This window comes from Scandinavium sp. (assembly GCF_032012665.1).
GTDB lineage: Bacteria > Pseudomonadota > Gammaproteobacteria > Enterobacterales > Enterobacteriaceae > Scandinavium.
Window position 1 is genome coordinate 43,731 of record NZ_DALZVG010000003.1, and the last position, 23,082, is coordinate 66,812.

Annotated in this window: 23 protein-coding genes; 8 read left to right on the top strand and 15 right to left on the bottom strand. The window is 55.3% G+C overall.

The genetic code is table 11. The features are described 5' to 3' along the window. Nucleotides 1–204: 204 nt before the first annotated feature. The 4 genes from rplM to sspB all read left to right on the top strand — a co-directional run bounded on the left by rplM (nucleotide 205) and on the right by sspB (nucleotide 2,488). Complete coding sequence (gene rplM, locus RTU33_RS03600; RefSeq protein WP_312625358.1) at nucleotides 205–633, top strand: 50S ribosomal protein L13; 429 nt, start codon at nucleotides 205–207, stop codon at nucleotides 631–633. A gap of 15 nt (nucleotides 634–648) precedes the next feature. Continuing rightward, entirely contained in the window at nucleotides 649–1,041 is a 393-nt protein-coding gene (rpsI, locus tag RTU33_RS03605; RefSeq protein WP_000829815.1) for a 30S ribosomal protein S9, read from the top strand. 309 nt (nucleotides 1,042–1,350) lie between these two features. Beyond that, nucleotides 1,351–1,989: a stringent starvation protein SspA gene (gene sspA, locus RTU33_RS03610; protein ID WP_312625359.1), complete on the top strand. Its 639-nt coding sequence runs from the start codon at nucleotides 1,351–1,353 to the stop codon at nucleotides 1,987–1,989. A gap of 4 nt (nucleotides 1,990–1,993) precedes the next feature. Next, the gene (sspB, locus tag RTU33_RS03615; RefSeq protein WP_312625360.1) at nucleotides 1,994–2,488 is read left to right on the top strand and encodes a ClpXP protease specificity-enhancing factor; all 495 of its coding nucleotides are present in this window, start codon (nucleotides 1,994–1,996) and stop codon (nucleotides 2,486–2,488) included. A 114-nt stretch (nucleotides 2,489–2,602) separates the two neighbouring features. Here sspB and gltD read toward each other — a convergent pair whose 3' ends face one another. Together gltD and gltB are read right to left on the bottom strand one after the other, a co-directional pair. Next, nucleotides 2,603–4,021 (bottom strand): glutamate synthase subunit GltD, encoded by a 1,419-nt coding sequence (gene gltD, locus RTU33_RS03620; protein WP_312625362.1) that lies wholly within the window; start codon nucleotides 4,019–4,021, stop codon nucleotides 2,603–2,605. A gap of 9 nt (nucleotides 4,022–4,030) precedes the next feature. Continuing rightward, nucleotides 4,031–8,491: a glutamate synthase large subunit gene (gltB, locus tag RTU33_RS03625; RefSeq protein WP_312625364.1), complete on the bottom strand. Its 4,461-nt coding sequence runs from the start codon at nucleotides 8,489–8,491 to the stop codon at nucleotides 4,031–4,033. Between the two features lie 672 nt (nucleotides 8,492–9,163). On the opposite strand from gltB, the gene RTU33_RS03630 reads away from it, so the two are divergent. After that, on the top strand, nucleotides 9,164–10,093 hold the full coding sequence (locus RTU33_RS03630; protein ID WP_312625365.1) for a TIGR01212 family radical SAM protein: 930 nt from the start codon (nucleotides 9,164–9,166) through the stop codon (nucleotides 10,091–10,093). Nucleotides 10,094–10,270: 177 nt separating this feature from the next. Next, entirely contained in the window at nucleotides 10,271–12,664 is a 2,394-nt protein-coding gene (locus RTU33_RS03635; RefSeq protein WP_312625366.1) for a family 20 glycosylhydrolase, read from the top strand. Between the two features lie 46 nt (nucleotides 12,665–12,710). Here RTU33_RS03635 and argF read toward each other — a convergent pair whose 3' ends face one another. Together argF and argL are read right to left on the bottom strand one after the other, a co-directional pair. Beyond that, nucleotides 12,711–13,715, bottom strand: coding sequence for an ornithine carbamoyltransferase (gene argF, locus RTU33_RS03640; RefSeq protein WP_312625367.1), 1,005 nt, complete (start codon nucleotides 13,713–13,715; stop codon nucleotides 12,711–12,713). Further along, on the bottom strand, nucleotides 13,685–13,780 hold the full coding sequence (gene argL / locus RTU33_RS21840; RefSeq protein ID WP_409438221.1) for a putative translational regulatory protein ArgL: 96 nt from the start codon (nucleotides 13,778–13,780) through the stop codon (nucleotides 13,685–13,687). Before argL ends, argF begins: the two co-directional genes overlap by 31 nt. Before the next feature lie 97 nt (nucleotides 13,781–13,877). Here argL and rraB point away from each other — a divergent pair, with 97 nt between their 5' ends. Then, the gene (rraB, locus tag RTU33_RS03645) at nucleotides 13,878–14,303 is read left to right on the top strand and encodes a ribonuclease E inhibitor RraB (protein WP_312625369.1); all 426 of its coding nucleotides are present in this window, start codon (nucleotides 13,878–13,880) and stop codon (nucleotides 14,301–14,303) included. Between the two features lie 59 nt (nucleotides 14,304–14,362). Then, nucleotides 14,363–15,121 carry a tRNA isopentenyl-2-thiomethyl-A-37 hydroxylase MiaE gene (miaE, locus tag RTU33_RS03650; protein WP_312625371.1) on the top strand — a complete coding sequence of 253 codons (759 nt, stop codon included), beginning with the start codon at nucleotides 14,363–14,365 and terminating at the stop codon, nucleotides 15,119–15,121. Between the two features lie 46 nt (nucleotides 15,122–15,167). On the opposite strand, the gene npr is transcribed toward miaE, so the two are convergent. Genes npr through RTU33_RS03705 form a run of 11 tightly spaced genes read right to left on the bottom strand, consistent with a single transcriptional unit; the run spans nucleotide 15,168 to nucleotide 23,058 of the window. Further along, nucleotides 15,168–15,440, bottom strand: a complete 273-nt coding sequence (npr, locus tag RTU33_RS03655) for a PTS phosphocarrier protein NPr (RefSeq protein ID WP_154158954.1) — start codon at nucleotides 15,438–15,440, stop codon at nucleotides 15,168–15,170. Then, on the bottom strand, nucleotides 15,437–16,291 hold the full coding sequence (rapZ, locus tag RTU33_RS03660; protein WP_312625375.1) for an RNase adapter RapZ: 855 nt from the start codon (nucleotides 16,289–16,291) through the stop codon (nucleotides 15,437–15,439). Before rapZ ends, npr begins: the two co-directional genes overlap by 4 nt. A gap of 33 nt (nucleotides 16,292–16,324) precedes the next feature. Beyond that, nucleotides 16,325–16,816 (bottom strand): PTS IIA-like nitrogen regulatory protein PtsN, encoded by a 492-nt coding sequence (ptsN, locus tag RTU33_RS03665; RefSeq protein ID WP_312625377.1) that lies wholly within the window; start codon nucleotides 16,814–16,816, stop codon nucleotides 16,325–16,327. A 57-nt stretch (nucleotides 16,817–16,873) separates the two neighbouring features. Then, nucleotides 16,874–17,161 (bottom strand): ribosome hibernation promoting factor, encoded by a 288-nt coding sequence (hpf, locus tag RTU33_RS03670; RefSeq protein WP_312625378.1) that lies wholly within the window; start codon nucleotides 17,159–17,161, stop codon nucleotides 16,874–16,876. Nucleotides 17,162–17,183: 22 nt separating this feature from the next. After that, nucleotides 17,184–18,617, bottom strand: a complete 1,434-nt coding sequence (gene rpoN / locus RTU33_RS03675; RefSeq protein WP_312625380.1) for an RNA polymerase factor sigma-54 — start codon at nucleotides 18,615–18,617, stop codon at nucleotides 17,184–17,186. A 48-nt stretch (nucleotides 18,618–18,665) separates the two neighbouring features. Then, nucleotides 18,666–19,391: an LPS export ABC transporter ATP-binding protein gene (gene lptB, locus RTU33_RS03680; protein WP_312625382.1), complete on the bottom strand. Its 726-nt coding sequence runs from the start codon at nucleotides 19,389–19,391 to the stop codon at nucleotides 18,666–18,668. A gap of 6 nt (nucleotides 19,392–19,397) precedes the next feature. Then, nucleotides 19,398–19,958 (bottom strand): lipopolysaccharide ABC transporter substrate-binding protein LptA, encoded by a 561-nt coding sequence (gene lptA / locus RTU33_RS03685; protein ID WP_312625383.1) that lies wholly within the window; start codon nucleotides 19,956–19,958, stop codon nucleotides 19,398–19,400. Continuing rightward, entirely contained in the window at nucleotides 19,939–20,502 is a 564-nt protein-coding gene (gene lptC / locus RTU33_RS03690) for an LPS export ABC transporter periplasmic protein LptC (protein ID WP_312625384.1), read from the bottom strand. Before lptC ends, lptA begins: the two co-directional genes overlap by 20 nt. Continuing rightward, nucleotides 20,499–21,065, bottom strand: a complete 567-nt coding sequence (gene kdsC / locus RTU33_RS03695) for a 3-deoxy-manno-octulosonate-8-phosphatase KdsC (protein WP_312625385.1) — start codon at nucleotides 21,063–21,065, stop codon at nucleotides 20,499–20,501. Before kdsC ends, lptC begins: the two co-directional genes overlap by 4 nt. Nucleotides 21,066–21,079: 14 nt before the next feature. After that, complete coding sequence (gene kdsD / locus RTU33_RS03700; protein ID WP_312625386.1) at nucleotides 21,080–22,066, bottom strand: arabinose-5-phosphate isomerase KdsD; 987 nt, start codon at nucleotides 22,064–22,066, stop codon at nucleotides 21,080–21,082. A 14-nt stretch (nucleotides 22,067–22,080) separates the two neighbouring features. Continuing rightward, nucleotides 22,081–23,058, bottom strand: coding sequence for a calcium/sodium antiporter (locus RTU33_RS03705; RefSeq protein ID WP_312625388.1), 978 nt, complete (start codon nucleotides 23,056–23,058; stop codon nucleotides 22,081–22,083). Between the last annotated feature and the right edge of the window lie 24 nt (nucleotides 23,059–23,082).

Genomic DNA, 23,082 nt, shown 5'->3' on the forward strand with positions numbered 1-23,082 from the left:
CACATTTAGGGGTCGATCTTTGACCGTGACTTCTCTATAATCTTGCGACCCCACGTTACGAGAAGGTTTTTTTCCCAAAACTTTCTATGTGCTGGCATAGGCTATTCGAAGGGGTAGGTTTGCCGGACTTTGTCGTGTGAGCCTCAACTTTTAAACGTTTGGGTGTTCACCAACGTGTAACTTATTTATTTGGGTAAGCTTTTAATGAAAACTTTTACAGCTAAACCAGAAACCGTAAAACGCGACTGGTATGTTGTTGACGCGACCGGTAAAACTCTGGGCCGTCTGGCTTCCGAACTGGCTCGTCGCCTGCGCGGTAAGCATAAAGCGGAATACACTCCGCACGTAGATACGGGTGATTACATCATCGTTCTGAACGCAGAAAAAGTTGCTGTAACCGGTAACAAGCGTGAAGACAAAGTGTATTACCATCACACCGGCCACATCGGTGGTATCAAACAAGCGACCTTTGAAGAGATGATTGCCCGCCGTCCTGAGCGTGTGATTGAAATCGCGGTTAAAGGCATGCTGCCAAAAGGCCCGCTGGGTCGTGCAATGTTCCGTAAACTGAAAGTTTACGCGGGTAACGAGCACAACCACGCGGCACAGCAACCGCAAGTTCTTGACATCTAATCGGGATTATAGGCAATGGCTGAAAATCAATACTACGGCACTGGTCGCCGCAAAAGTTCCGCAGCTCGCGTGTTTATCAAACCGGGCAACGGCAAAATCGTTATCAACCAACGTTCTCTGGAACAGTACTTCGGTCGTGAAACTGCCCGCATGGTAGTTCGTCAGCCGCTGGAACTGGTCGACATGGTTGAGAAACTGGATCTGTACATCACCGTTAAAGGTGGTGGTATCTCTGGTCAGGCTGGTGCGATCCGTCACGGTATCACCCGCGCTCTGATGGAGTACGATGAGTCCCTGCGTGGCGAACTGCGTAAAGCTGGCTTCGTTACTCGTGATGCTCGTCAGGTTGAACGTAAGAAAGTCGGTCTGCGTAAAGCACGTCGTCGTCCTCAGTTCTCCAAACGTTAATTGGTTTCTGCTTATGCAGAACAATTGGCGAAAAAACCCGCTTCGGCGGGTTTTTTTATGAATAAAACCGGCGTTATCCACAATCCTCCACTCTCTTTTCATCCTTTTTCAGCATTTCCAGAATCGCCTCAACACAAATCCATCAAAATCTGGTAAACTATCATCCAATTTTGTGCCCAAATGCAGGCGGTTGTTCATTTTTTGTTTTTTGAACAGGAATGTCGTTCGACGCTTACGGGGCTTTACCACTGGCCGGTCACATGTTGTGGCGGGTAGCAGTAAAAATTCTGAATATACCTGGAGGTTTTCATGGCTGTCGCTGCCAACAAACGTTCGGTAATGACGCTGTTTTCTGGTCCTACTGACATCTATAGCCATCAGGTCCGCATTGTGCTGGCCGAAAAGGGTGTCAGCTTTGAGATTGAGCATGTGGAGAAGGACAATCCACCTCAGGATCTGATTGACCTCAACCCGAATCAAAGCGTACCGACACTGGTGGATCGCGAGCTGACCCTGTGGGAATCTCGCATCATTATGGAATATCTGGACGAGCGTTTTCCGCACCCGCCGCTGATGCCGGTTTACCCGGTGGCGCGTGGTGAAAGCCGTCTGTATATGCACCGCATCGAAAAAGACTGGTACTCGCTGATGAATACCGTCATGAACGGTACGGCTGCTCAGGCAGAAACTGCCCGCAAACAGCTGCGCGAAGAGCTGCTGGCGATTGCGCCGGTCTTCACGCAGAAGCCGTATTTCCTGAGCGATGAGTTCAGCCTGGTCGACTGCTACCTTGCACCGCTGCTGTGGCGCCTGCCGGTCATGGGCATTGAGCTGATCGGTACCGGTTCTAAAGAGATGAAAGCGTATATGACTCGCGTTTTCGAACGTGATTCCTTCCTCGCTTCCTTAACTGAAGCCGAGCGTGAAATGCGCCTCGGTCGGGGCTAACTGAATGGATGTGTCACAGCTGACGCCACGTCGCCCTTATCTGCTGCGGGCATTCTATGAATGGCTGCTGGATAACCAGCTGACGCCTCATCTGGTGGTAGACGTGACGTTACCGGGCGTACGTGTTCCGATGGAATACGCGCGTGACGGGCAAATCGTACTGAACATTGCGCCGCGTGCGGTAGGCAACCTTGAGCTGGCTAACGACGAAGTGCGCTTTAATGCGCGTTTTGGCGGCGTACCGCGCCAGGTTGAAGTACCTATGGCGGCCGTGCTGGCAATCTATGCCCGTGAAAACGGCGCAGGCACCATGTTCGAGCCGGAAGCGGCGTACGATGAAGACGGTATTCACGTCAATGACGACGCGGAAACCGGCGCAGAAAACGAAACCGTGATGTCAGTCATCGATGGCGATAAGCCAGACGGCGATGATGATAACGATCCTGACGACACGCCGCCGCCACGCGGTGGTCGTCCGGCGCTACGCGTAGTGAAGTAATCCTCAACAGGCCCATTCGGGCCTGTTTTCATTTGTACCTTGAAAACGTAAAAAAGCCCGGCTGCATCAGCAAGCCGGGCTTTTATTCTTTCAGACAGGGTATCCTTAGGCGGATTACACTTCCAGGTAGTTCATAATGCCGTCGGCAGCTTTACGGCCTTCGGCAATCGCCGTGACGACCAGATCGGAACCGCGCACGATATCGCCACCGGCGAAGATTTTCGGGTTGCTGGTCTGGAAGGCGTTATCGCTGCCTTCCGGTGCGATGATACGGCCCTGGGAATCGAGCTCAACGCTGTGTTTCGCCAGCCATTCCATGCTGTGAGGACGGAAACCGAACGCCATCACCACCGCATCGGCAGGAACCACGTGCTCGGAACCCGCAACGATTTCAGCACGACGGCGGCCTTTGGCATCCGGCGCGCCCATTTCCGTGCGCGCCATTTTCACACCGCTCACTTTACCGTTGGCGTTCACTTCGACACCCAGCGGCTGCACGTTGAACTGGAACTCCACGCCTTCTTCACGCGCGTTTTTGACTTCGCGACGTGAGCCTGGCATGTTCTCTTCATCACGACGATAAGCACAGGTAACATGCGCTGCACCCTGACGAACGGAAGTACGTACGCAGTCCATTGCGGTATCGCCACCGCCCAGAACCACTACGCGTTTGCCTTGCATGTTCACATACGGCTCGTCGGCAGATTCGCCGTAGCCCATGATCTGCTTGGTGTTGGCAATCAGGAACGGCAGCGCGTCAAACACGCCCTCCGCTTCTTCATTTTCAAGACCACCGCGCATGGACTGATAGGTACCGACGCCGAGGAATACGGCATCATAATCTTTTAGCAGGTCGTCGAGCTGCACATCGCGGCCCACTTCGGTATTCAGTTTGAACTCAATGCCCATGCCGGTGAAAATTTCACGGCGACGGGTCATGACCTCTTTTTCCAGCTTAAAGGCCGGAATACCAAAAGTGAGCAGACCGCCGATTTCAGGATGGCGATCGAAGACCACCGCCTTCACGCCGTTGCGGGTCAGCACGTCGGCACAGGCAAGGCCCGCCGGGCCAGCGCCGATAATGGCGACCGTTTTACCGGTCTGCTTCACGCCAGTGAGATCGGGACGCCAGCCCATCTCGAAGGCTTTATCGTTGATGTAGCGCTCGATATTGCCGATGGTCACCGCGCCGAACTCGTCGTTCAGCGTACAGGAGCCTTCGCACAGGCGATCCTGTGGGCAGACGCGGCCGCACACTTCCGGCAGGGTGTTGGTCTGATGCGACAGTTCAGCCGCCTCAAAAATACGCCCCTCGTTGGCGAGCTTCAGCCAGTTCGGGATGTAGTTATGCACCGGGCACTTCCACTCGCAGTATGGGTTGCCGCAGGACAGGCAGCGGTCTGCCTGCGCCTTAGCCTGGCCTTCGGAGAAGGTTTCGTAGATCTCAACAAATTCGATCTTACGGATCTTCAGCGGCTTCTTCGGTGGGTCCACACGCTGTAAGTCGATAAACTGGTAAACATTCTGACTCATCTGTATTCCTTACTGCGCCTGCACGCGCAGCTCAGCTGCGCTACGACTACGGTGACCCAACAGTGCTTTGACATCGCTGGACTTCGGTTTAACCAGAGCAAATTTCGCGGAGAACGCTGGCCAGTTCGCCAGAATCTCTTCGCCGCGCGAGGAGCCCGTCAGCTGAACGTGTTCAGTGATAAGCCCGCGCAGGTGCTCTTCATGGATAGCCAGGGAGTCAACGTCCAGCACTTCCACCAGTTCCGGGTTCACGCGTTTGCGGAAATCACCATCTTCATCCAGGACATAAGCAAAACCACCGGTCATGCCTGCGCCAAAGTTGACGCCGGTTCTGCCGAGCACACAGACGATACCGCCCGTCATGTACTCACAGCCGTTGTCGCCAATGCCTTCGACCACGGTAATTGCACCGGAGTTACGCACGCCGAAACGTTCGCCCGCGCGGCCTGCTGCGTACAGACGACCGCCGGTTGCGCCATACAGGCAGGTGTTACCGATGATGCTCGCTTCGTGGCTGCGGAAGGCAGAGCCGACCGGAGGACGAATTGCCAGCAGGCCGCCCGCCATGCCTTTCCCGACGTAGTCGTTGGCATCGCCGGTCAGGTACAGCTCCACGCCGCCTGCGTTCCACACGCCGAAGCTCTGGCCTGCGGTGCCGCTGAAGTGAGCCTTGATCGGGTCTGAAGCCAGACCCTGATCGCCATGTGTCTGGGCGATATAGCCTGACAGTGACGCGCCCACTGAACGGTCGGTGTTGCGGATATCAAACCAGAACGTTTTGCTCTGCTTGTCATCCACGTACGACTTCGCCTGCTGCAAGAGCTGCGCGTTCAGCACGCCGTTGTCGAACGGTGGGTTGTTCTCGGTGCAGTAAAGCGCCTTACCCGGATGCGGCTCGGCGGTTTCCAGCAGTTTCGCCAGATCCAGCTTCTGCTGTTTGGCGGTGAAACCGTCCAGCTCTTTAAGCAGGTCGGTACGGCCAATCAGATCTACCAGACGCTTCACGCCAAGCTGCGCCATCAGCTCGCGAGTTTCGCGGGCGATAAATTCAAAGTAGTTGGTCACTTTGAACGGCAGGCCGTGGTAATGGTTCTTACGCAGTTTTTCATCCTGAGTTGCCACGCCGGTTGCGCAGTTGTTCAGGTGGCAAATACGCAGGTATTTACAGCCCAGCGCAACCATCGGGCCGGTGCCGAAGCCGAAGCTTTCTGCACCCAGAATTGCCGCCTTGATGATATCGACACCGGTTTTAAGACCGCCATCCACCTGGAGACGAATTTTGTGACGCAGGCCGTTGGCAACCAGCGCCTGCTGGGTTTCCACCAGGCCAAGTTCCCAAGGGCAGCCTGCGTATTTCACGGAAGAGAGCGGGCTTGCACCGGTGCCGCCGTCATAGCCGGCGATGGTGATCAAATCTGCGTAGGCTTTCGCGACGCCGGTAGCGATGGTGCCGACGCCCGGTTCGGAAACCAGCTTCACGGAGATCATCGCTTTCGGATTGACCTGTTTCAGATCGAAAATCAGCTGCGCCAGATCCTCGATAGAGTAGATATCGTGGTGCGGTGGCGGGGAAATCAGCGTTACGCCCGGCACGGAATAACGCAGTTTAGCGATGTACGGCGTGACTTTATCACCCGGAAGCTGACCGCCTTCGCCTGGTTTTGCCCCCTGAGCGACTTTAATCTGAATCACGTCGGCGTTGACCAGGTACGCTGGCGTCACGCCAAAGCGGCCGGAAGCGACCTGCTTGATGCGCGAGACTTTATTGGTGCCGTAACGCGCCGGATCTTCGCCGCCTTCACCGGAGTTGGAGTTACCGCCGATGCTGTTCATGGCTTCCGCCAGCGCTTCGTGGGCTTCCGGGCTCAGTGCACCGATGGACATTGCCGCAGTATCAAAGCGTTTGAACAGCTCAGTCGCAGGCTCAACTTCGCTAATGCTGACGGCTTCAGTGCCTGGAGTGATGACCAGCAGATCGCGCAGCGTTGCCGCCGGGCGCTCGTTGACCAGTTTTGCATACTGCTGATAGTCACTGTATTCACCGCTCTGAACGGCCTGCTGCAGCGTGCGTACCACGTCCGGATTGTAGGCGTGGTATTCACCACCGTGAACGTACTTCAGCAAACCACCCTGATCGAGCGGCTTACGCGCCAGCCAGGCACGCTTAGAGAGGTTCAGCAGATCCTGCTGGAAGTCTTCAAAGCCTGCGCCGCCAATACGGCTGACCACGCCCTGGAAACAGAGATTTGCGACGCTGTCATGCAGGCCCACCGCTTCAAACAGCTTCGAGCAGCGGTAAGAGGCAATGGTCGAGATGCCCATTTTGGACATGATTTTGTACAGGCCTTTGTTGATGCCGTTGCGGTAGTTCAGCATCACGTGGCGGTAATCTTTCTCGATGGCTTTGGTGTCGACGAGCTTCGCCAGCGTTTCGTAAGCAAGATACGGGTAAATCGCCGTTGCACCGAAGCCCAGCAGCACCGCAAAGTGATGCGGGTCGCGAGCGCTTGCGGTTTCAACGATGATGTTGGCGTCACAGCGCAGGCTCTTATCAACCAGGCGCGTCTGAATCGCACCCACCGCCATCGGCGCAGGTACCGGCAGACGGTTTTTGGCGATATTGCGGTCAGAGAGCACCAGCAGCACGGTGCCGTTACGCACCATTTGCTCTGCCTTGTCGCACAGCGCATTAACGGTCTCTTCGAGGCTCGCTTCGTTTACATCAAAAGTGATATCGAGGGTATCAGCTCGGTAGTGCTCTTCCTGAATCGTCGTCAGCTGTTTGAAATCGGAGTAGAGCAGGATCGGTGATTTGAAGCTCAGGCGGTGCGCCTGGCCTTCCGCTTCACAGAAGACGTTCATTTCGCGGCCAATGCTGGTGGCGAGCGACATTACGTGCGCTTCACGCAGCGGGTCGATTGGCGGGTTGGTTACCTGCGCAAACTGCTGACGGAAGTAGTCGTAAATGATACGAGGCTGGCTGGAGAGCACGGCAAATGGGGTGTCGTCACCCATTGAGCCGACGGCCTCCTGGCCGTTTTCGCCCAGCACGCGAATCACGGAATCCAGCTCTTCGGCGCTGTAGTTAAACTGCTTCTGGTAGCTGGCAAGCGCGTCGTCGTCCAGCTCGCGGCTGCCGACGTCTTCGTCTGGCAGATCTTCAAACGGCACCAGACGGCGAACGTTTTTCTCCATCCACTCTTTGTACGGGTGACGGATTTTCAGATCGTGGTCCGTTTCCGCGGAGTGCAGAATACGGCCCGCGCGGGTGTCGATTACCATCAGCTCACCTGGGCCAACGCGGCCTTTTTCGACCACTTCGTCCGGCTGGTAGTCCCAGATCCCGACTTCAGAGGCGCAGGTGATGAGCTTGTCTTTGGTGATGACGTAGCGCGCCGGGCGCAGGCCGTTACGATCGAGGTTACAGGCTGCGTAGCGTCCGTCGGACATGACGATGCCTGCCGGGCCGTCCCACGGCTCCATGTGCATGGAGTTGAAGTCGAAGAAGGCGCGCAGGTCAGTATCCATGTCCGGGTTGTTCTGCCAGGCTGGTGGAACGAGCAGACGCATGGCGCGCACGATATCCATCCCACCTGCCAGCAGCAGCTCGAGCATGTTATCCATGGAGCTTGAGTCAGAACCCGTTTCGTTAACGAACGGTGCGGCGTCGTGCAGATCCGGAATAAGCGGCGTCTGGAATTTGTAGGTACGTGCGCGCGCCCACTGGCGGTTACCGGTGATGGTGTTGATCTCACCGTTGTGAGCCAGATAGCGGAACGGCTGGGCCAGCGGCCAGCGCGGCACGGTGTTGGTGGAGAAGCGCTGGTGGAACAGGCAAATGGCCGATTCCAGACGCAGGTCCGCGAGGTCCAGGTAGAAACGCGGCAAATCCGCCGGCATACACAGACCTTTGTAGATGTTGATCAGGTTAGACAGACTGCATACGTAGAAGTCTTTGTCCTCCTGAAGACGCTTTTCAATGCGGCGGCGGGCGATGAACAGACGGCGTTCCATATCCCGGGGGCGCCAGCCTGCCGGGGCGTTAACGAAGATTTGTTCGATGCGCGGCAGCGAGGAGAGGGCGATTTCACCGAGCACCCCTTCATTGGTTGGTACGTCGCGCCAGCCAACAATCGACAGGGTTTCGCGCTGCAATTCTTCTTCGACTACGCGGCGAGAAGCAGCAGCCAGCTCAGCGTCTTTATTCAGGAACAGCATCCCGACGGCGTAGTTTTTGGCTAAACGCCAGCCGTGCTCTTCGGCCACCAGGCGGAAGAAGCGATCCGGTTTTTGCAGCAGCAGGCCGCAACCATCGCCGGTTTTACCATCGGCAAGGATCGCACCACGGTGCTGCATGCGGGCCAGTGCGTGAATGGCGGTACGCACTACCTTGTGGCTAGGTTCGCCTTCTATGTGGGCGATCAGGCCGAAACCACAGTTATCCCTCTCAAGGGATTTATCGTACAACATATCAGTGAACCTCCCCAGGCTCTACGGACACACTCCGACACCGATTGCGCGCAGGCGCAGAAAGAGTAAGGCGGTGGGGCCTATGGCCACACATTCGCCCTCTTACAATCCTTTCGCATCGGTAAACAAGTATTGAGGACTTGCTTCAGAGGGAATCTCAATTACTGCATAAATATGATGAGCAGACCGCTCATCGAGAAAGCTTCCAGCGGATCCTCAAGTTATCGGGAATCGGCACACAGGTCAAATGGCAATCTTATTTATACAAAAATGTGCTATAGGTAGGTTAGTGCTATGATAGTAAAAGGAATTTAAGGTTTTTTACATTGCATTTCCCTCCAACGAAACGGCTACCTAATGTGATCTCTCTCACTATCTGTGAGCCGCATTATCGCCGATCTGTGCTGAAAGGTTTTTTTATCGCAGAGTATTATTCTGCCATGCGCCGCTAATGCCCATGATGACACTGTTTTTTATCTGTGAGCGCAATCGCGAAAAACAGCGCTTCAGCATAAGGAAAAGTAATCACTCTCAGGGTGAATGAAATTGCAGTTATCTTGATTGGTTATGCAATAGATGTGACGTCTCCGTAGCGCTTGATCCAGGTCATCGCCGAAAGAGACTAAAAATGGCAGGCTTTGCACCTCTTTGAAAGGCGCGGTCTATCAGATTATGCAGTTACAGAAATTAGTCAATATGTTTGGTGGGGATCTTACGCGTCGCTATGGCGAAAAGGTCCATAAGCTTACGCTGCACGGTGGTTTTAGCTGCCCAAACCGCGACGGTACCATCGGACGCGGTGGCTGCACTTTCTGTAACGTTGCTTCATTTGCCGATGAGGCGCAGCAGCATAAATCCATCGCCGAACAGCTGGCGCATCAGGCTCATCTGGTCAATCGTGCCAAACGCTACCTCGCTTATTTCCAGGCTTATACCAGCACCTTTGCTGAAGTCCAGGTGCTGCGGTCTATGTATCAACAGGCGGTCAGCCAGGCGAATATTGTTGGCCTGTGTGTGGGTACGCGTCCGGATTGTGTGCCAGAGGCCGTACTGGATTTGCTTAGCGAATATAAAGATCAGGGTTACGAAGTGTGGCTGGAGCTCGGTCTGCAAAGCGCGCAGGACAAAACCCTGCATCGTATCAACCGCGGCCACGATTTTGCCTGCTATCAGGCAACGACGCGTCTGGCTCGTGAGCGTGGTCTGAAAGTGTGTACGCATCTGATCGTTGGATTGCCGGGAGAAGGGCAGGCAGAGTGTCTGCAGACGCTGGAAAAAGTGGTTGAGACTGGCGTGGACGGCATCAAACTTCATCCATTGCACATCGTCACCGGCAGCATTATGGCTAAAGCCTGGGAAGCGGGACGGCTTCAGGGTATTGAGCTTGATGATTACACCCATATTGCCGGAGAAATGATCCGCCATACGCCGCCAGATATTGTTTATCACCGGATTTCGGCCAGCGCCCGCCGTCCTACGCTGCTTGCGCCGCTGTGGTGTGAGAATCGCTGGACGGGGATGGTGGAGCTCGACAAATACCTCAACGAGCATGGCGTTCAGGGCTCAGCCCTGGGGCGGAGCTGGGTCTCTCCTTCCTCCTGAGCTGGCTTTCTCCTGGCTGAGCATGGGTCAGGAGAGGGAGCAGGACCTGCGCACACATAGCATTTCCCTTATTCTCAAGTAGTTGTGAAGCCGGTCGCCTCTCGCGCTTGACCCTCTGATTCTCCTTGTGTTAACTCATTGTTTTGCCTTTTTTTGGCCCGTCATAAGGAAAACCTGATGCTCAAAACTGTGCGCTACAGTTTGTTGATGACCGGACTGCTGTTCAGTGGTTTTACGCTGGCCGCGCCTGCCAGCGATCTCCCGTTAATGCCCTGGCCTGCGCAGGTCGCACGCCCGGCTGCGCAAGGCGCGTTGATCCTGAATAACCAGCTCACCATTAATCTTAGCGGTGATGACTTAGGCGACGCGGTAGCCCGCCTGCGCGATCGCATCTCCCGCCAGACTGGCTGGGAAATGGTGCCACAAACGGGGCCTGCAAAAACGCCGACCATTAACATCGTGATTGCGAATAAAGTTCCGGTAATTCCGAGACCGGACAGCGATGAAAGCTACAAGCTGGTGGTGGATGACACGGGCGCGAAGCTGACGGCGAATACGCGCTTTGGCGCGCTGCACGGTATCGAAACCCTGCTCCAGCTGATTCAGAACGGGCCGGATAACACGACCATTCCTTTTGTCACCATCGAAGATTCCCCGCGGTTCCCCTGGCGAGGCGTGCTGCTGGATTCCGCGCGCCACTTCCTGCCGGTTGAGGACATCAAACGGCAGCTTGACGGCATGGCCGCGGCGAAGCTGAACGTCTTCCATTGGCATTTGACGGACGATCAGGGCTGGCGCTTTACCTCGACGAAGTACCCCAAATTGCAGCAGCTTGCCAGCGACGGGAAGTTCTACACTCCGGCACAAATGAAAGAGATTGTGCGCTACGCGGCTGACCGCGGTATTCGCGTGGTGCCGGAAATTGATATGCCAGGCCATGCCTCGGCGATTGCGGTCGCATATCCGGAACTGATGAGCGCGCCGGGGCCGTATGCAATGGAACGCCACTGGGGCGTGCTGAAGCCGGTACTCGATCCGACCAAAGAGGCGACCTACGCCTTTGCTGACGCGATGGTCAGCGAACTGGCGGCGATCTTCCCGGATCCGTACCTGCACATTGGCGGCGACGAAGTCGATGACACGCAGTGGAAAAACAATCCGGCCATTCAGAAGTTTATGCAGGGCAACAAGCTTGCCGACAGCCACGCATTGCAGGCGTACTTCAACCGTAAGCTGGAGCAGATCCTTGAGAAGCATCATCGGCAGATGGTTGGCTGGGATGAGATCTATCATCCTGATCTGCCGAAAAGCATTCTGATCCAGTCCTGGCAAGGACAGGATGCACTCGGTGAGGTAGCGAAGAATGGCTATCGGGGCATTCTTTCCACCGGGTTCTACCTCGACCAGCCGCAAAGCGCCGCCTATCACTACCGCAATGAGGTCGTTCCGCAGGGACTGAACGGGATCGACAAAATCAGCGATGCCGACAGCGCCCAGAGCTGGTCGTTTACTATGCCCCGCCTGAAGGGTAGCCCGGTTGAAGGCACCTTTACGCTGGTAAAAGGCGCAGATGAATGGCGAGGATTTATTGATTTCAAAGGCAAATCCCGGCGAGCAGTGGACGATATTGAATGGCTGAGTCCGGATCAGGTGACGTTCACGGTGGATACGTGGATGGGTGAAACCCGTCCGGTAGTCAATATTCATGATGACCGCCTCGGCGGCTACTTCCTTGTGGGCAACGTGCGTTACCCGATCAGCGGCGAGCGACTGGATAACGTTCCGGCAGGCATTCAGCCAGTGGTGCCGGACGCAGAACAGCAGAAGAACCTGCTCGGTGGCGAAGCGGCGCTGTGGGCGGAAAACATTGTTGCGCCAGTGCTGGATATCCGCCTGTGGCCGCGTGGGTTTGTGGTGGCAGAACGGCTATGGTCGGCGAAGGATGTGAACGATACCGACAACATGTACCAGCGTTTGCAGGCAATCGACAGCTGGTCGACGGTGTCCGTCGGGCTGCAACAGCATACGCAGCAGCGGGTGCAGTTTACCCGTCTGGCAAACGGCGGCAGCACTTTGCCGCTGGAAATCCTCGCGCAGGCGACGGAACCAGCGCAGTACTACACCCGTCAGCACCTGAAATTCCAGGCCGGAAATTACCATCAGTTTGAGCCGCTGAACCGCTTTGCGGATGCCCTTCCTGCAGAAAGCGACACCGTGCGCCATCTTAACGAATGGGCGGAAAATCTCATCAGCGATGCTGAAGATAACGAAAGCGCTGACGCGCTGCGTCACGTCTTTACGCGCTGGCAGAACAATACCGCCGACGTGCTGTTGCTGACCGACGGCAATCATCAGCTGGCAAGCATGAAGCCGGTGGCGTTGCAGGTGGATAAACTGGCGGCGCTGGGGCTGCGGTTAACCGATCTGGTGGCGCGGCAGGGTACGCTTGATGACAAAGAGTATGCGTCTGTTCAGTCGCAGCTTGATGAAGCCGCAAAAACGCAGGATGAAGTGGTGATTGCGGCGGTCTATCCGCTGGAAACGCTGCTGCGGGCGACGCGGATCGAGTAAGGAGGATGTTCCCCTCTCCCTCGTGGAGAGGGGAATGCAGAGTGCGTTACTTGGCCAGCGTAGCGACCATCACAGCCTTGATGGTGTGCATCCGGTTTTCAGCCTGATCGAACACGATGCTGGCTTCGGATTCAAAGACTTCGTCCGTCACTTCCATACCGCCATGCAGGCCGTATTCTTCGGCCATCTGCTTGCCGAGCGTGGTTTGATCGTCATGAAAAGCCGGGAGGCAGTGGAGGAACTTCACCTGTGGGTTTCCGCTCAGTGCCAGCATCTTTTTATTCACTTGATAGTCACGCAGCAGCGCGATGCGCTCAGCCCATTTCTCTTTGGCTTCGCCCATGGATACCCAGACGTCAGTGTAGATAAAATCTGCGTCCTTGACGCCTGCGGCAATATCTTCGGTGAGCGTAATATCACCGCCATTTTTCTGCGCCAGCGCTTTGCATTCAGCCACCAGGCTCGCTTCCGGCCAGCAGCTTTTCGGCGCAACCAGACGTAAATCCAGCCCCGTCAGCGCCGCGGCTTCCAGCATCGAATTGCCCATGTTGTTACGCGCATCGCCGGCATACACCAGCGTCATTTCGTTGAAGGCTTTGCCCGGCAGATGTTCTTTCATCGTGAGCAGATCGGCCAGCAGCTGCGTTGGGTGGAATTCATCGGTCAACCCGTTCCACACCGGTACACCGGCGAACTGAGCCAGCGTTTCGACAATCTCCTGGCCGTAGCCGCGATACTGAATGCCGTCATACATCCGGCCCAGCACGCGGGCAGTATCCTTAATTGATTCTTTATGGCCAATCTGGCTACCGCTCGGGCCGAGGTATGTGATGCGAGCGCCCTGATCGTAGGCGGCAACTTCGAAAGAGCATCGGGTGCGGGTTGAGTCTTTTTCGAAGATGAGCGCGATGTTTTTACCGATCAGTTTTGGCACTTCATTGCCGCTTTTTTTATCGGCTTTCAGCTGGGCGGCCAGCGCCAGCAGGTGCGTGAGTTGGGCAGGGGTAAAATCCAGTAATTTCAGGCAGTGCTTCTGGTATAACGCAGACATTTTTCCCTCTCATGGCTTAAGCCACTTATTGAATTAAAATTCAATTTATATGTATTAATATTCATTTGCAACCCTGTTTCACAAATCTTTGTCGGAAAGGTGGAGGCAATGCCTGCGGTGTGTGAAAATAGAAGTCACTGCCGACATCATGAGGAACGAGCAATGGCAAACCCGGAACACCTGGAAGAGCAGCGCGAAGAGACGCGTCTGATTATTGAAGAGTTACTGGAAGATGGCAGCGATCCGGACGCGCTCTACACCATCGAGCACCATTTCTCGGCAGATGATTTCGACACGCTGGAAAAAGTGGCGGTTGAGGTCTTCAAGCTGGGTTACGAAGTGACCGAGCCGGAAGAGCTGGAAGTTGAAGAGGGCGGTGAAGTGGTTATCTGCTGCGACGCCCTCAGCGAATGCGCGCTGAACCCGGAACTTATCGACGCTCAGGTTGAGCAACTGATGAACCTGGCCGAGAAATTCGGCGTGGAATACGACGGATGGGGCACCTACTTCGAAGATCCGAACGGTGAAGGCGAAGAAGGCGACGACGAAGACTATATCGACGAAGATGACGATGGCGTCCGCCACTAAATAACGACCGGTGCGGCAGCATTTGTTGCCGCATCCTTTCATGAGATCGTGCCAGATAGATGGATTACCCCCAACTCCTCGCGCCCGTTTTAGCTTTCCTCCAGTGCCCGACACCGCAGGCGTGGATCGACAAAGCCCGTTCCCCCGAACATTTGCCTCTGTTGCTCACCGATCATCTGGTGTGCGAGCTGAAAGCTGCACAGACCGCAATGCTGCTGGTGCGTAAATACGTGGCCGACAAAGCCGGTGCCGACGCGCTACTGGCCTGGCTCCAGCCTTACGAAGCCTTTGCCTTTCGCGGTGGCCCGGAGCCGGATTTTGCGGCGCTGCAAAAGCAGATAGGCAAAAGCGTGATGCCGCAGACCGACGATCCCTGGGGCCGGCAGCTTATTGACAGTATGGTGCTGCTCATCAAAGAGGAGCTACATCACTTCTGGCAGGTGCGGGAAATCATGATTGAGCGTGAGATCCCCTATGTGAAAATCACCGCCAGTCGTTATGCCAAAGGAATGCTTAAAGAAGTGCGCACGCATGAACCGCTGACGCTCATCGATAAGCTGATTTGCGGGGCGTACATTGAAGCGCGCTCCTGCGAGCGCTTTGCCGCGCTGGCACCCTATCTGGATGAGCCATTACAGAAGTTTTACCTGTCGCTGTTGCGCTCCGAAGCGCGGCACTATCAGGATTATCTGGCACTGGCGCAGCAGATATCGGACACGGATATCACGCCGAGAGTGCGTTTCTTTGGTGAAGTGGAAGCCACGCTGATTTCGACCCCGGATGCGGAGTTTCGCTTCCACAGTGGGGTGCCAGCGTAGTTTTCCCTGAGTGAGAGCTGAGGCGCAGAGACGAAGAAGGACAGATTCAGTCTTCGTCAAACCCGGCGTTGAACAGCGCAATAACCGCCGCCAGGGCTTCTTCTTCCTGCGGGCCGCTGGCCTCGATCTCAATCTGGCGACCTTTGGCGGAATCCAGCATCAGCAGGGCGATGACGCTGCTGGCTTCAGCCTCAGTGCCCTCATCGTTTCGAAGCCACACTTCGGCGTCAAAATTCTGAACCAGCTCAAACAGCTTCATCGCCGGGCGGGCATGCATGCCCAGCTTGTTGGTGATCTCAACGGTGTGCTTTACGCTCATGTTTTACGTTTTTCCAGCGTCCGGTGACGAGACTGAACGTTTTTGCCGCGCGAGCGGAAATAGTCAGCCAGCTGTTCGGCAATGTAGACCGAACGGTGTTTACCGCCGGTGCAGCCAATCGCGACCGTCAGGTAGCTTCGATTGTTGGTTTCCAGCATGGGTAACCATAGCTCAAGATAGCTGCGGGTCTGGTAGATAAAATTGTGTACTTCTGTGTGTCGGTCGAGGAAGGCGGCGACCGGCTTATCGAGGCCGGTCATTGGGCGTAGCTTCGGGTCCCAGTGCGGGTTTGGCAGGAAGCGTACGTCAAACACGTAGTCGGCATCGATGGGAATGCCGTGCTTAAAGCCAAAGGATTCAAATACCATCGTCAGTTCGCGTTCACGTTTGCCCAGCAGACGCGTGCGCAGCATTTCCGCCAGCTCATGGACGGACATTTCAGACGTATCGACGATAAGATCCGCGCGCGATCGCAGCGGCTCAAGCAGATCGCTTTCCTGATCGATGGCGCTTTCCAGCGAGAGATTTTTGCTGGACAGCGGGTGCAGACGACGCGTATCGCTGTAGCGACGAATCAGCGTGTTGCGATCGGCATCGAGGAACAGCAGCTGCGGCGAGAAACAATCAGGCAGGTTTTCCATCGCCTGTTCGAAAATCTCCGGCGACTCCGGCATATTTCGTACATCAATGCTGACCGCGGCCGATATTTGTCGGTCGGCAAGGCTTTTGGCGAGCTCGGGCAGCAGCACAACTGGCAGGTTATCCACGCAGTAAAAGCCCATGTCTTCCAGCGCGCGCAGAGCCACAGATTTGCCTGATCCCGAGCGACCGCTGACGATCATCAGTACCATCAGTTGCTTCTCCTTACGACAACCGGGTTATCCTCAGGCCTCTTCATCGCCGTTCTCTTCTCCGGTGATGATTTCATACAGTTCCTGATCGCTTTGAGCGCTGCGTAAGCGGCGGCAAATCGTTTTATCCGCCAGGCGTTTTGCGACCAGGGACAGGGTATGCAAATGCGTTTTGGTCTGGTCTGCTGGCACCAGCAGTGCGAACAACAGATCAACCGGCTGGTTATCAATCGCGTCAAAGGCTATCGGCGTTTCGAGCTGCACAAACACGCCAACGGCGCGCAGCGTATCCTCTTCCAGCTTACCGTGCGGAATGGCGATGCCGTTACCGATGCCGGTACTGCCCATTTTTTCACGCGTCAGGATAGCTTCAAACACCACCTGTGGCGGCAGACTCAGCTGTTTTGCCGCCAGTTCGCTGATGATTTCCAGCGCGCGCTTTTTACTCTGGCAGTGAACGCCACTGCGGGTACATTCCTGGTTCAGGACATTGCTCAGTTGCAGAGCGGAATCGTTGTTCATCATAAATTCACCTGCGTGCCGCCTGGCCCGAAACGTCGGGTCAGGCGCACGCCCGGACAATTAGTGTTGTTTCAGTTTATCTTTATGTTTGGTTAGCTGTCTTGCAAGCTTATCGATAAGACCATCTATTGCGGCATACATATCCTGCCCTTCCGCACTGGCATGAATTTCGCCCCCATTAACATGCAGGGTAGCGTCCGAGATATGAGTCACCTTTTCCACTTTTAACACAACATAGACCTGATTAATCCGTTCGAAAAACTGTTCGAGCTTGGCGAATTTCGTTGTCACAAATTCGCGCATTGCATCGGTGATTTCAACGTTGTGTCCTGTGATATTGAGCTGCATAGTGTCTTCCTTATCGGTTGTGTCAGACCAGCTGTTTACGCTGATTTGACGGCGGAATGGATAAAGACTCTCGGTACTTTGCAACGGTACGGCGTGCCACCATGATACCCTGTTCGGACAGCATGGAGGTCAGCTTACTGTCACTCAGTGGCTTCGCGGGATTCTCCGCGGCAATTAACTTCTTCACCAGGGCGCGAATGGCTGTTGACGAGGCTTCGCCACCGCCTTCGGTATTCACATGACTGGAGAAGAAATACTTAAGCTCAAAAATGCCCCGTGGGCTGTGAAGATACTTTTGCGTTGTCACACGCGAGATGGTTGATTCATGCATCTCGACGGCCTGGGCGATATCCGCCAGCACCATCGGCTTCATAAACTCTTCGCCCTGTTCAAAGAAGGCCTGCTGCTGTTCTACGATGCAGCGGCTAACCCGCAACAGCGTGTCGTTGCGGCTCTCCAGGCTTTTAATCAGCCATTTGGCTTCCTGGAGGTTGCTGCGAATAAACTGGCTGTCAGCGTCGTTGCGTGCGGTGTTGCACATCCCGGCGTAGTGCTGATTGATTTGCAAGCGCGGAATACTGTCGGAGTTGAGTTCGACAGCCCAGCGTCCGCTGATCTTGCGTACCAGCACATCCGGGATCACGTACTCCGGCTCGCTCGTCTGGATCGACTGACCCGGGCGAGGATCGAGAGACTGAATCAGCGACACCGCTTCCTTCAGCACGTCTTCTTTCAGGCGCGTGACGCGCATCAGCGTGCGGAAATCATGGTTTGCCAGCAGATCGAGATGATCGCAGATGATAGTTTGGGCTTCCGTCAGCCACGGCGTGTCTTTCGAGAACTGAGAAAGCTGGATCAGCAGGCAGTCGCGCAGATCTTTCGCCGCTACGCCGATCGGATCGAAACGCTGGATGCGTTTGAGGACGGCTTCAACTTCATCAAGATCGAGATCGTCATTGCCAATGCTTTCGAGGATCTCTTCAACGGAGGTGGTGAGATAACCCGTTTCATCCACCGCATCGACAATCGACGTCGCAATGGCACGATCGGTATCAGAAAACGGCGTCAGCCCAACCTGCCACATCAGATAATCCTGAAGCGACTGCGTAGTTTCACCTTGATAGACAGGGAGCTCGTCGTCCTGATAATCGGTGCCCGTGCCGGACGGCGTGCCTGCGGTGTAAATCTCATCCCAGCTGGCATCGAGCGGCAGTTCATCGGGCATCTCCTTTTGCTCGAGGGCATCGACGGTATCAAAGGCTTCGGTATCGGTTTCTTCCTGTGAATCGATTTCTTCGTGAAGATCGGTTTGCTCAAGCAGGGGATTGCTCTCCAGCGCTTGCTGAAGTTCCTGTTGCAGCTCGAGCGTTGAAAGCTGCAACAGACGAATGGCCTGTTGCAACTGTGGCGTCATGGCGAGCTGTTGGCTGAGCCTTAATTGCAAACCTTGCTTCATAATCAGGGCAAATTTCTCCGGCCAGAAATGTCTGTACTCACTACCCTATCAGAGTCTGAAGTCTTCCCCAAGATACACACGCTTAACGTGTTCGTCTTGCAGGATTTGTTCCGGTGTACCGTGAGCAATCAGGTGTCCCTGACTCACGATATAAGCGCGTTCGCAGACGGCTAACGTTTCACGAACGTTATGGTCGGTGATAAGCACGCCCAGGCCGCTGTCGCGCAGGTGTTCAATGATGCGCTTGATGTCGATGACCGAGATGGGGTCGACGCCCGCAAAGGGTTCATCCAGCAGGATAAATTTAGGATTTGCCGCAAGCGCACGAGCAATCTCCACGCGGCGGCGTTCACCGCCTGAGAGAGCCTGCCCGAGGCTGTCGCGCAGATGTTCGATGTGGAACTCTTCCATCAGCTCGTTCGCACGATCAACGCGCTGCTCATTGCTCAGATCGTCACGGATTTGCAGCACGGCCATCAGGTTATCGAACACGCTCAGGCGACGGAAAATGGACGCTTCCTGCGGAAGATAGCCGATACCACGGCGAGCTCGTGCATGCAGCGGCAGCAGGCTGATGTCTTCGTCATCAATAATGATGTTGCCCGCGTCGCGTGAAACAATGCCCACGACCATGTAGAAGGTGGTGGTTTTACCCGCACCGTTCGGGCCAAGCAGACCAACGATTTCGCCGGAATTCACCGTCAGGCTGACGTCTTCAACAACCCGACGTCCTTTATAGGCTTTCGCCAGATTCTTTGCAGTTAAAGTAGCCATAACGTCTTAGTTACTCTTCTTTGGCTGAGCCGGTGCGGCGGTGTTGCCGCTCTTGTCCTGCAGCTGCGAAGGTACCAGAACCGTGGTCACGCGCTTACCTTTTTCGCTAAATGCCTGCATTTTCTGCTCTTTCACCAGATAGGTGATTTTGTCGCCAGTAATGTTGCTGTCCAGCTGCTCGAGGTAGGCTTTGCCGGTCAGAACCACGAGGTCATTCGCCACTTCGTAATGCATCTTCGACGCATGACCTTTGACCGGTTTGCCGTTGTCCTGCATCTGGTAGAAGGTCGCCGGATTGCCATAGCCATCCATGGTTTCTTTCCCTTTTTCACCGCCAGGACGCGTGACGACGACTTTGTCGGCGTTAATTTTGATGGTGCCCTGGGTCACAATCACGTTGCCGGTGAAGGTGGCGACGTTGCCCTGCATGTCCAGAGACTGCTGATCGGATTCAATGTGAATCGGCTGATCGGTATCGCCCGTCAAGGCCAGCGCAGGCAGGCTGGCGGCCAGCAAAGTGCTGGCGAGGGCAAGCTTAAAGCTGAATTTATTTGTTCTGAATTTCATAAGAGGTTCTCACCTTTTCAATCAGCTCGGCTTTTTTGCTGCGTAAGTTGCCGCGCATTTTGAGGCCGCTGGAATTAAATGTTGTGCCGTACAAAGTCACTAAATCGTCGGAGTTGACGTCCTGAGTGACCAAATTCACGATGGCGTTGTCCGTTGTGACTTTGCGAAGCTGAGAGTCGTCCGTCAGGGCGTTGATCTCAACGTGCCCGTAAAGATACAGCATACGGTCATTCGTCAGTTTGGCCTTATCGGCCTTAATGGACCACGTCGGGACTTTATTGGCATCGAACGTGGTCAGCACTGGTCGGGTAAACCAGGAGATCGCCTGGTCAGAAAAATACTCGACGTGCTCTGCAACCAACCGATAGTTCAGCGCACCTTCTGGGCTGTAGACCACGGTATCAGTATGTTCACTCTTGTATGTCGGGTCGTTGTTATTCACGACCGTTGGGGCAGTGTCGTCATTGTCGACCAGATTGAAACCAATCAGCACCAGCGCCAGCAGCGACAGCAGGATGATAACCCAACGTCTGGTTTTACTCATATTGATTGCCCTTTGGCTTCATCCAGTTTGCCCTGAGCCAGCAGCAACAAATCACACACTTCACGAACGGCACCACGACCTCCGGCAATACGCGTGACGTAATCGGCACGTGGCGGAAGCAGCGGGTGCGCATCGGCCACGGCCACGCTCAGGCCGACATCAGCCATTACCGGCCAGTCGATGAGATCGTCGCCGACGTAAGCCACTTCGTCCGGGCGCAGGGAGAGCGTGTCCAGCAGTTCGCGGTAAGCGATAAGCTTATCGGACTGTCCCTGCCACAGATGAGTGATCCCCAGCGTTTTGCAGCGGTCTTCTACCAGTTTAGCTTTTCGTCCGGTGATGATTGCAACTTCTATGCCTGACGTCAGCGCACAGCGAATGCCGTAGCCATCGCGCACGTTGAAGGCTTTCAGTTCTTCACCGTTGTTGCCCATGTAAATCAGTCCGTCAGACAGCACGCCGTCGACATCCAGAATCAGCAGGCGGATTTTCTCCGCTTTTTCCATGACTCGAGAACTGACCGGTCCATAGCAGGTCGTTACCGACGCGCCAGCATTACTCATTGTTTTTTCCTTACTTACACTACGCCTGCGCGCAGCAGATCATGCATATGTATCACACCCAGCAGATGGTCGCCATCGGCAACCATGACGCAGGTGATGTGGCGGGACTGCATCAGGTTCAGCGCATCCACGGCCAGAATACCTGGACGCACGCGCACTCCGCCGCGGGTCATCACGTCGGCAATGCTGAGATTACGCACGTCGACGCCCATATCAAACACCCGGCGCAGGTCACCGTCGGTGAAGATGCCTTCGATCTGCATCTGGTCGTCGCAGACAACCGTCATACCGAGGTTTTTACGGGTGATTTCCAGTAGCGCATCGCGCAGAGTGGCATCCGGGCTAACGTGAGGAATTTCATCGCCGGTATGCATGATGTCATTCACGCGCAGCAGCAGTTTGCGGCCCAGCGCGCCGCCTGGATGCGAAAGCGCGAAATCTTCGGGGGTGAAGCCGCGTGCTTTAAGTAAAGCGACGGCGAGCGCATCCCCCATCACCAGCGCTGCGGTGGTGCTGGACGTTGGCGCGAGGCCAAGCGGACAGGCTTCTTTAGGCACGCTGACGCACAGATGAATGTCTGCGGCTTTCGCCATGCTGCTTTCCGGGCGGCTGGTCATACAGATGAGTGGCACCTGAAGACGCTTAAGCACCGGGATCAGTGCCAGGATCTCGTTGGATTCACCGGAGTTAGAAAGTGCGATCACGACATCCTGCGGTGAAACCATGCCGAGATCGCCGTGGGCGGCTTCACCTGGATGAACAAAGAACGACGGTGTGCCTGTGCTGGCGAACGTCGCGGCCATCTTCCGGCCAATATGTCCGGATTTACCCATCCCCATCACTACAACTTTTCCGCCGCAGTAAGCCATTTTTTCACAGGCGAGGGTGAAATCCTGATTAATGTATTGATCGAGCTGGGCCAGACCTTCACGTTCAATCTCCAGCACCTCAAGGCCTGCCTGCTGAAAGTCAAAACCCGGCTGCAAATCTATTTGCGACATAATGTTATCCCGATTCACTCAGTGAAAAACGGCGTGCCCCACCAGAGAAACGCCAGCCAAACAAAAAAGCACCCAATCAGAAATGCCCCTGCGCCTTTACCAATTTGCGGTTTTCGGCTCCAGCAGAGCAGGGCGAAAATCACGCTGACCAGTACCATCACGCCATAATCACGGCTGAACGCCAGCGGGTTGAACGGCCCGGGCGCAATCAGCGCCGGCATGCCCATCACGATGGCGAGGTTGAAAATGTTAGACCCGATAATATTGCCAATGGCGATATCGTCCTCGCCTTTCCGTGCGCCCGCAATGGCAGTGGCAAGCTCCGGCAGGCTGGTGCCAATCGCAATCACCGTCAAACCGATGGTCAGTTCGCTCATCGCGAAATAATTCGCCAGCACCGTGGCGTTATCCACGACCATCCTTGTTGCCATCGGCATAATAATCAGCGCCACGCCGAGCCATAAACAGGCGACCGGCAGTGAACCTTCACGAGGCAGTTCCGCCAGTTGGTCACGGGTGAGACTGTCATTGCCTTGCCGTTCCGCCAGGCGCGCAATCTTAACAATATACAGCAGCCACAGCACGGCGAGGGCGAACAGAAAGACGCCATCCGCTCTTGTCAGCTGCCCATCATACAGCACAAAGCCCGCCAGCAGGCTTACGACTAACATTAGCGGCAATTCCCGACGCAGGATATCGGAATGGACGGTAAATGAGTGCAGCAGCGCACCGAGCCCAAGGATCAGCAAAATATTGACGATATTGGAGCCGATTGCGGTGCCGATAGCGAGATCGATCTGCCCGTGTACAGAAGCGGTGACGGACACGATAATCTCCGGAAGCGACGTGCCGACGCTGACCACGGTCATGCCGATTATCAGCGGCGGAATGTTCATACTGCGGCAAAGAATCGATGCGGCAAAAACCAGACGATCGGCACTGTAGACCACCAGAAGTAAACCAATAATTAACAGAGCCGTCGCTAAAAGCATCTAAAGTCCTTTATTCAGGTATAA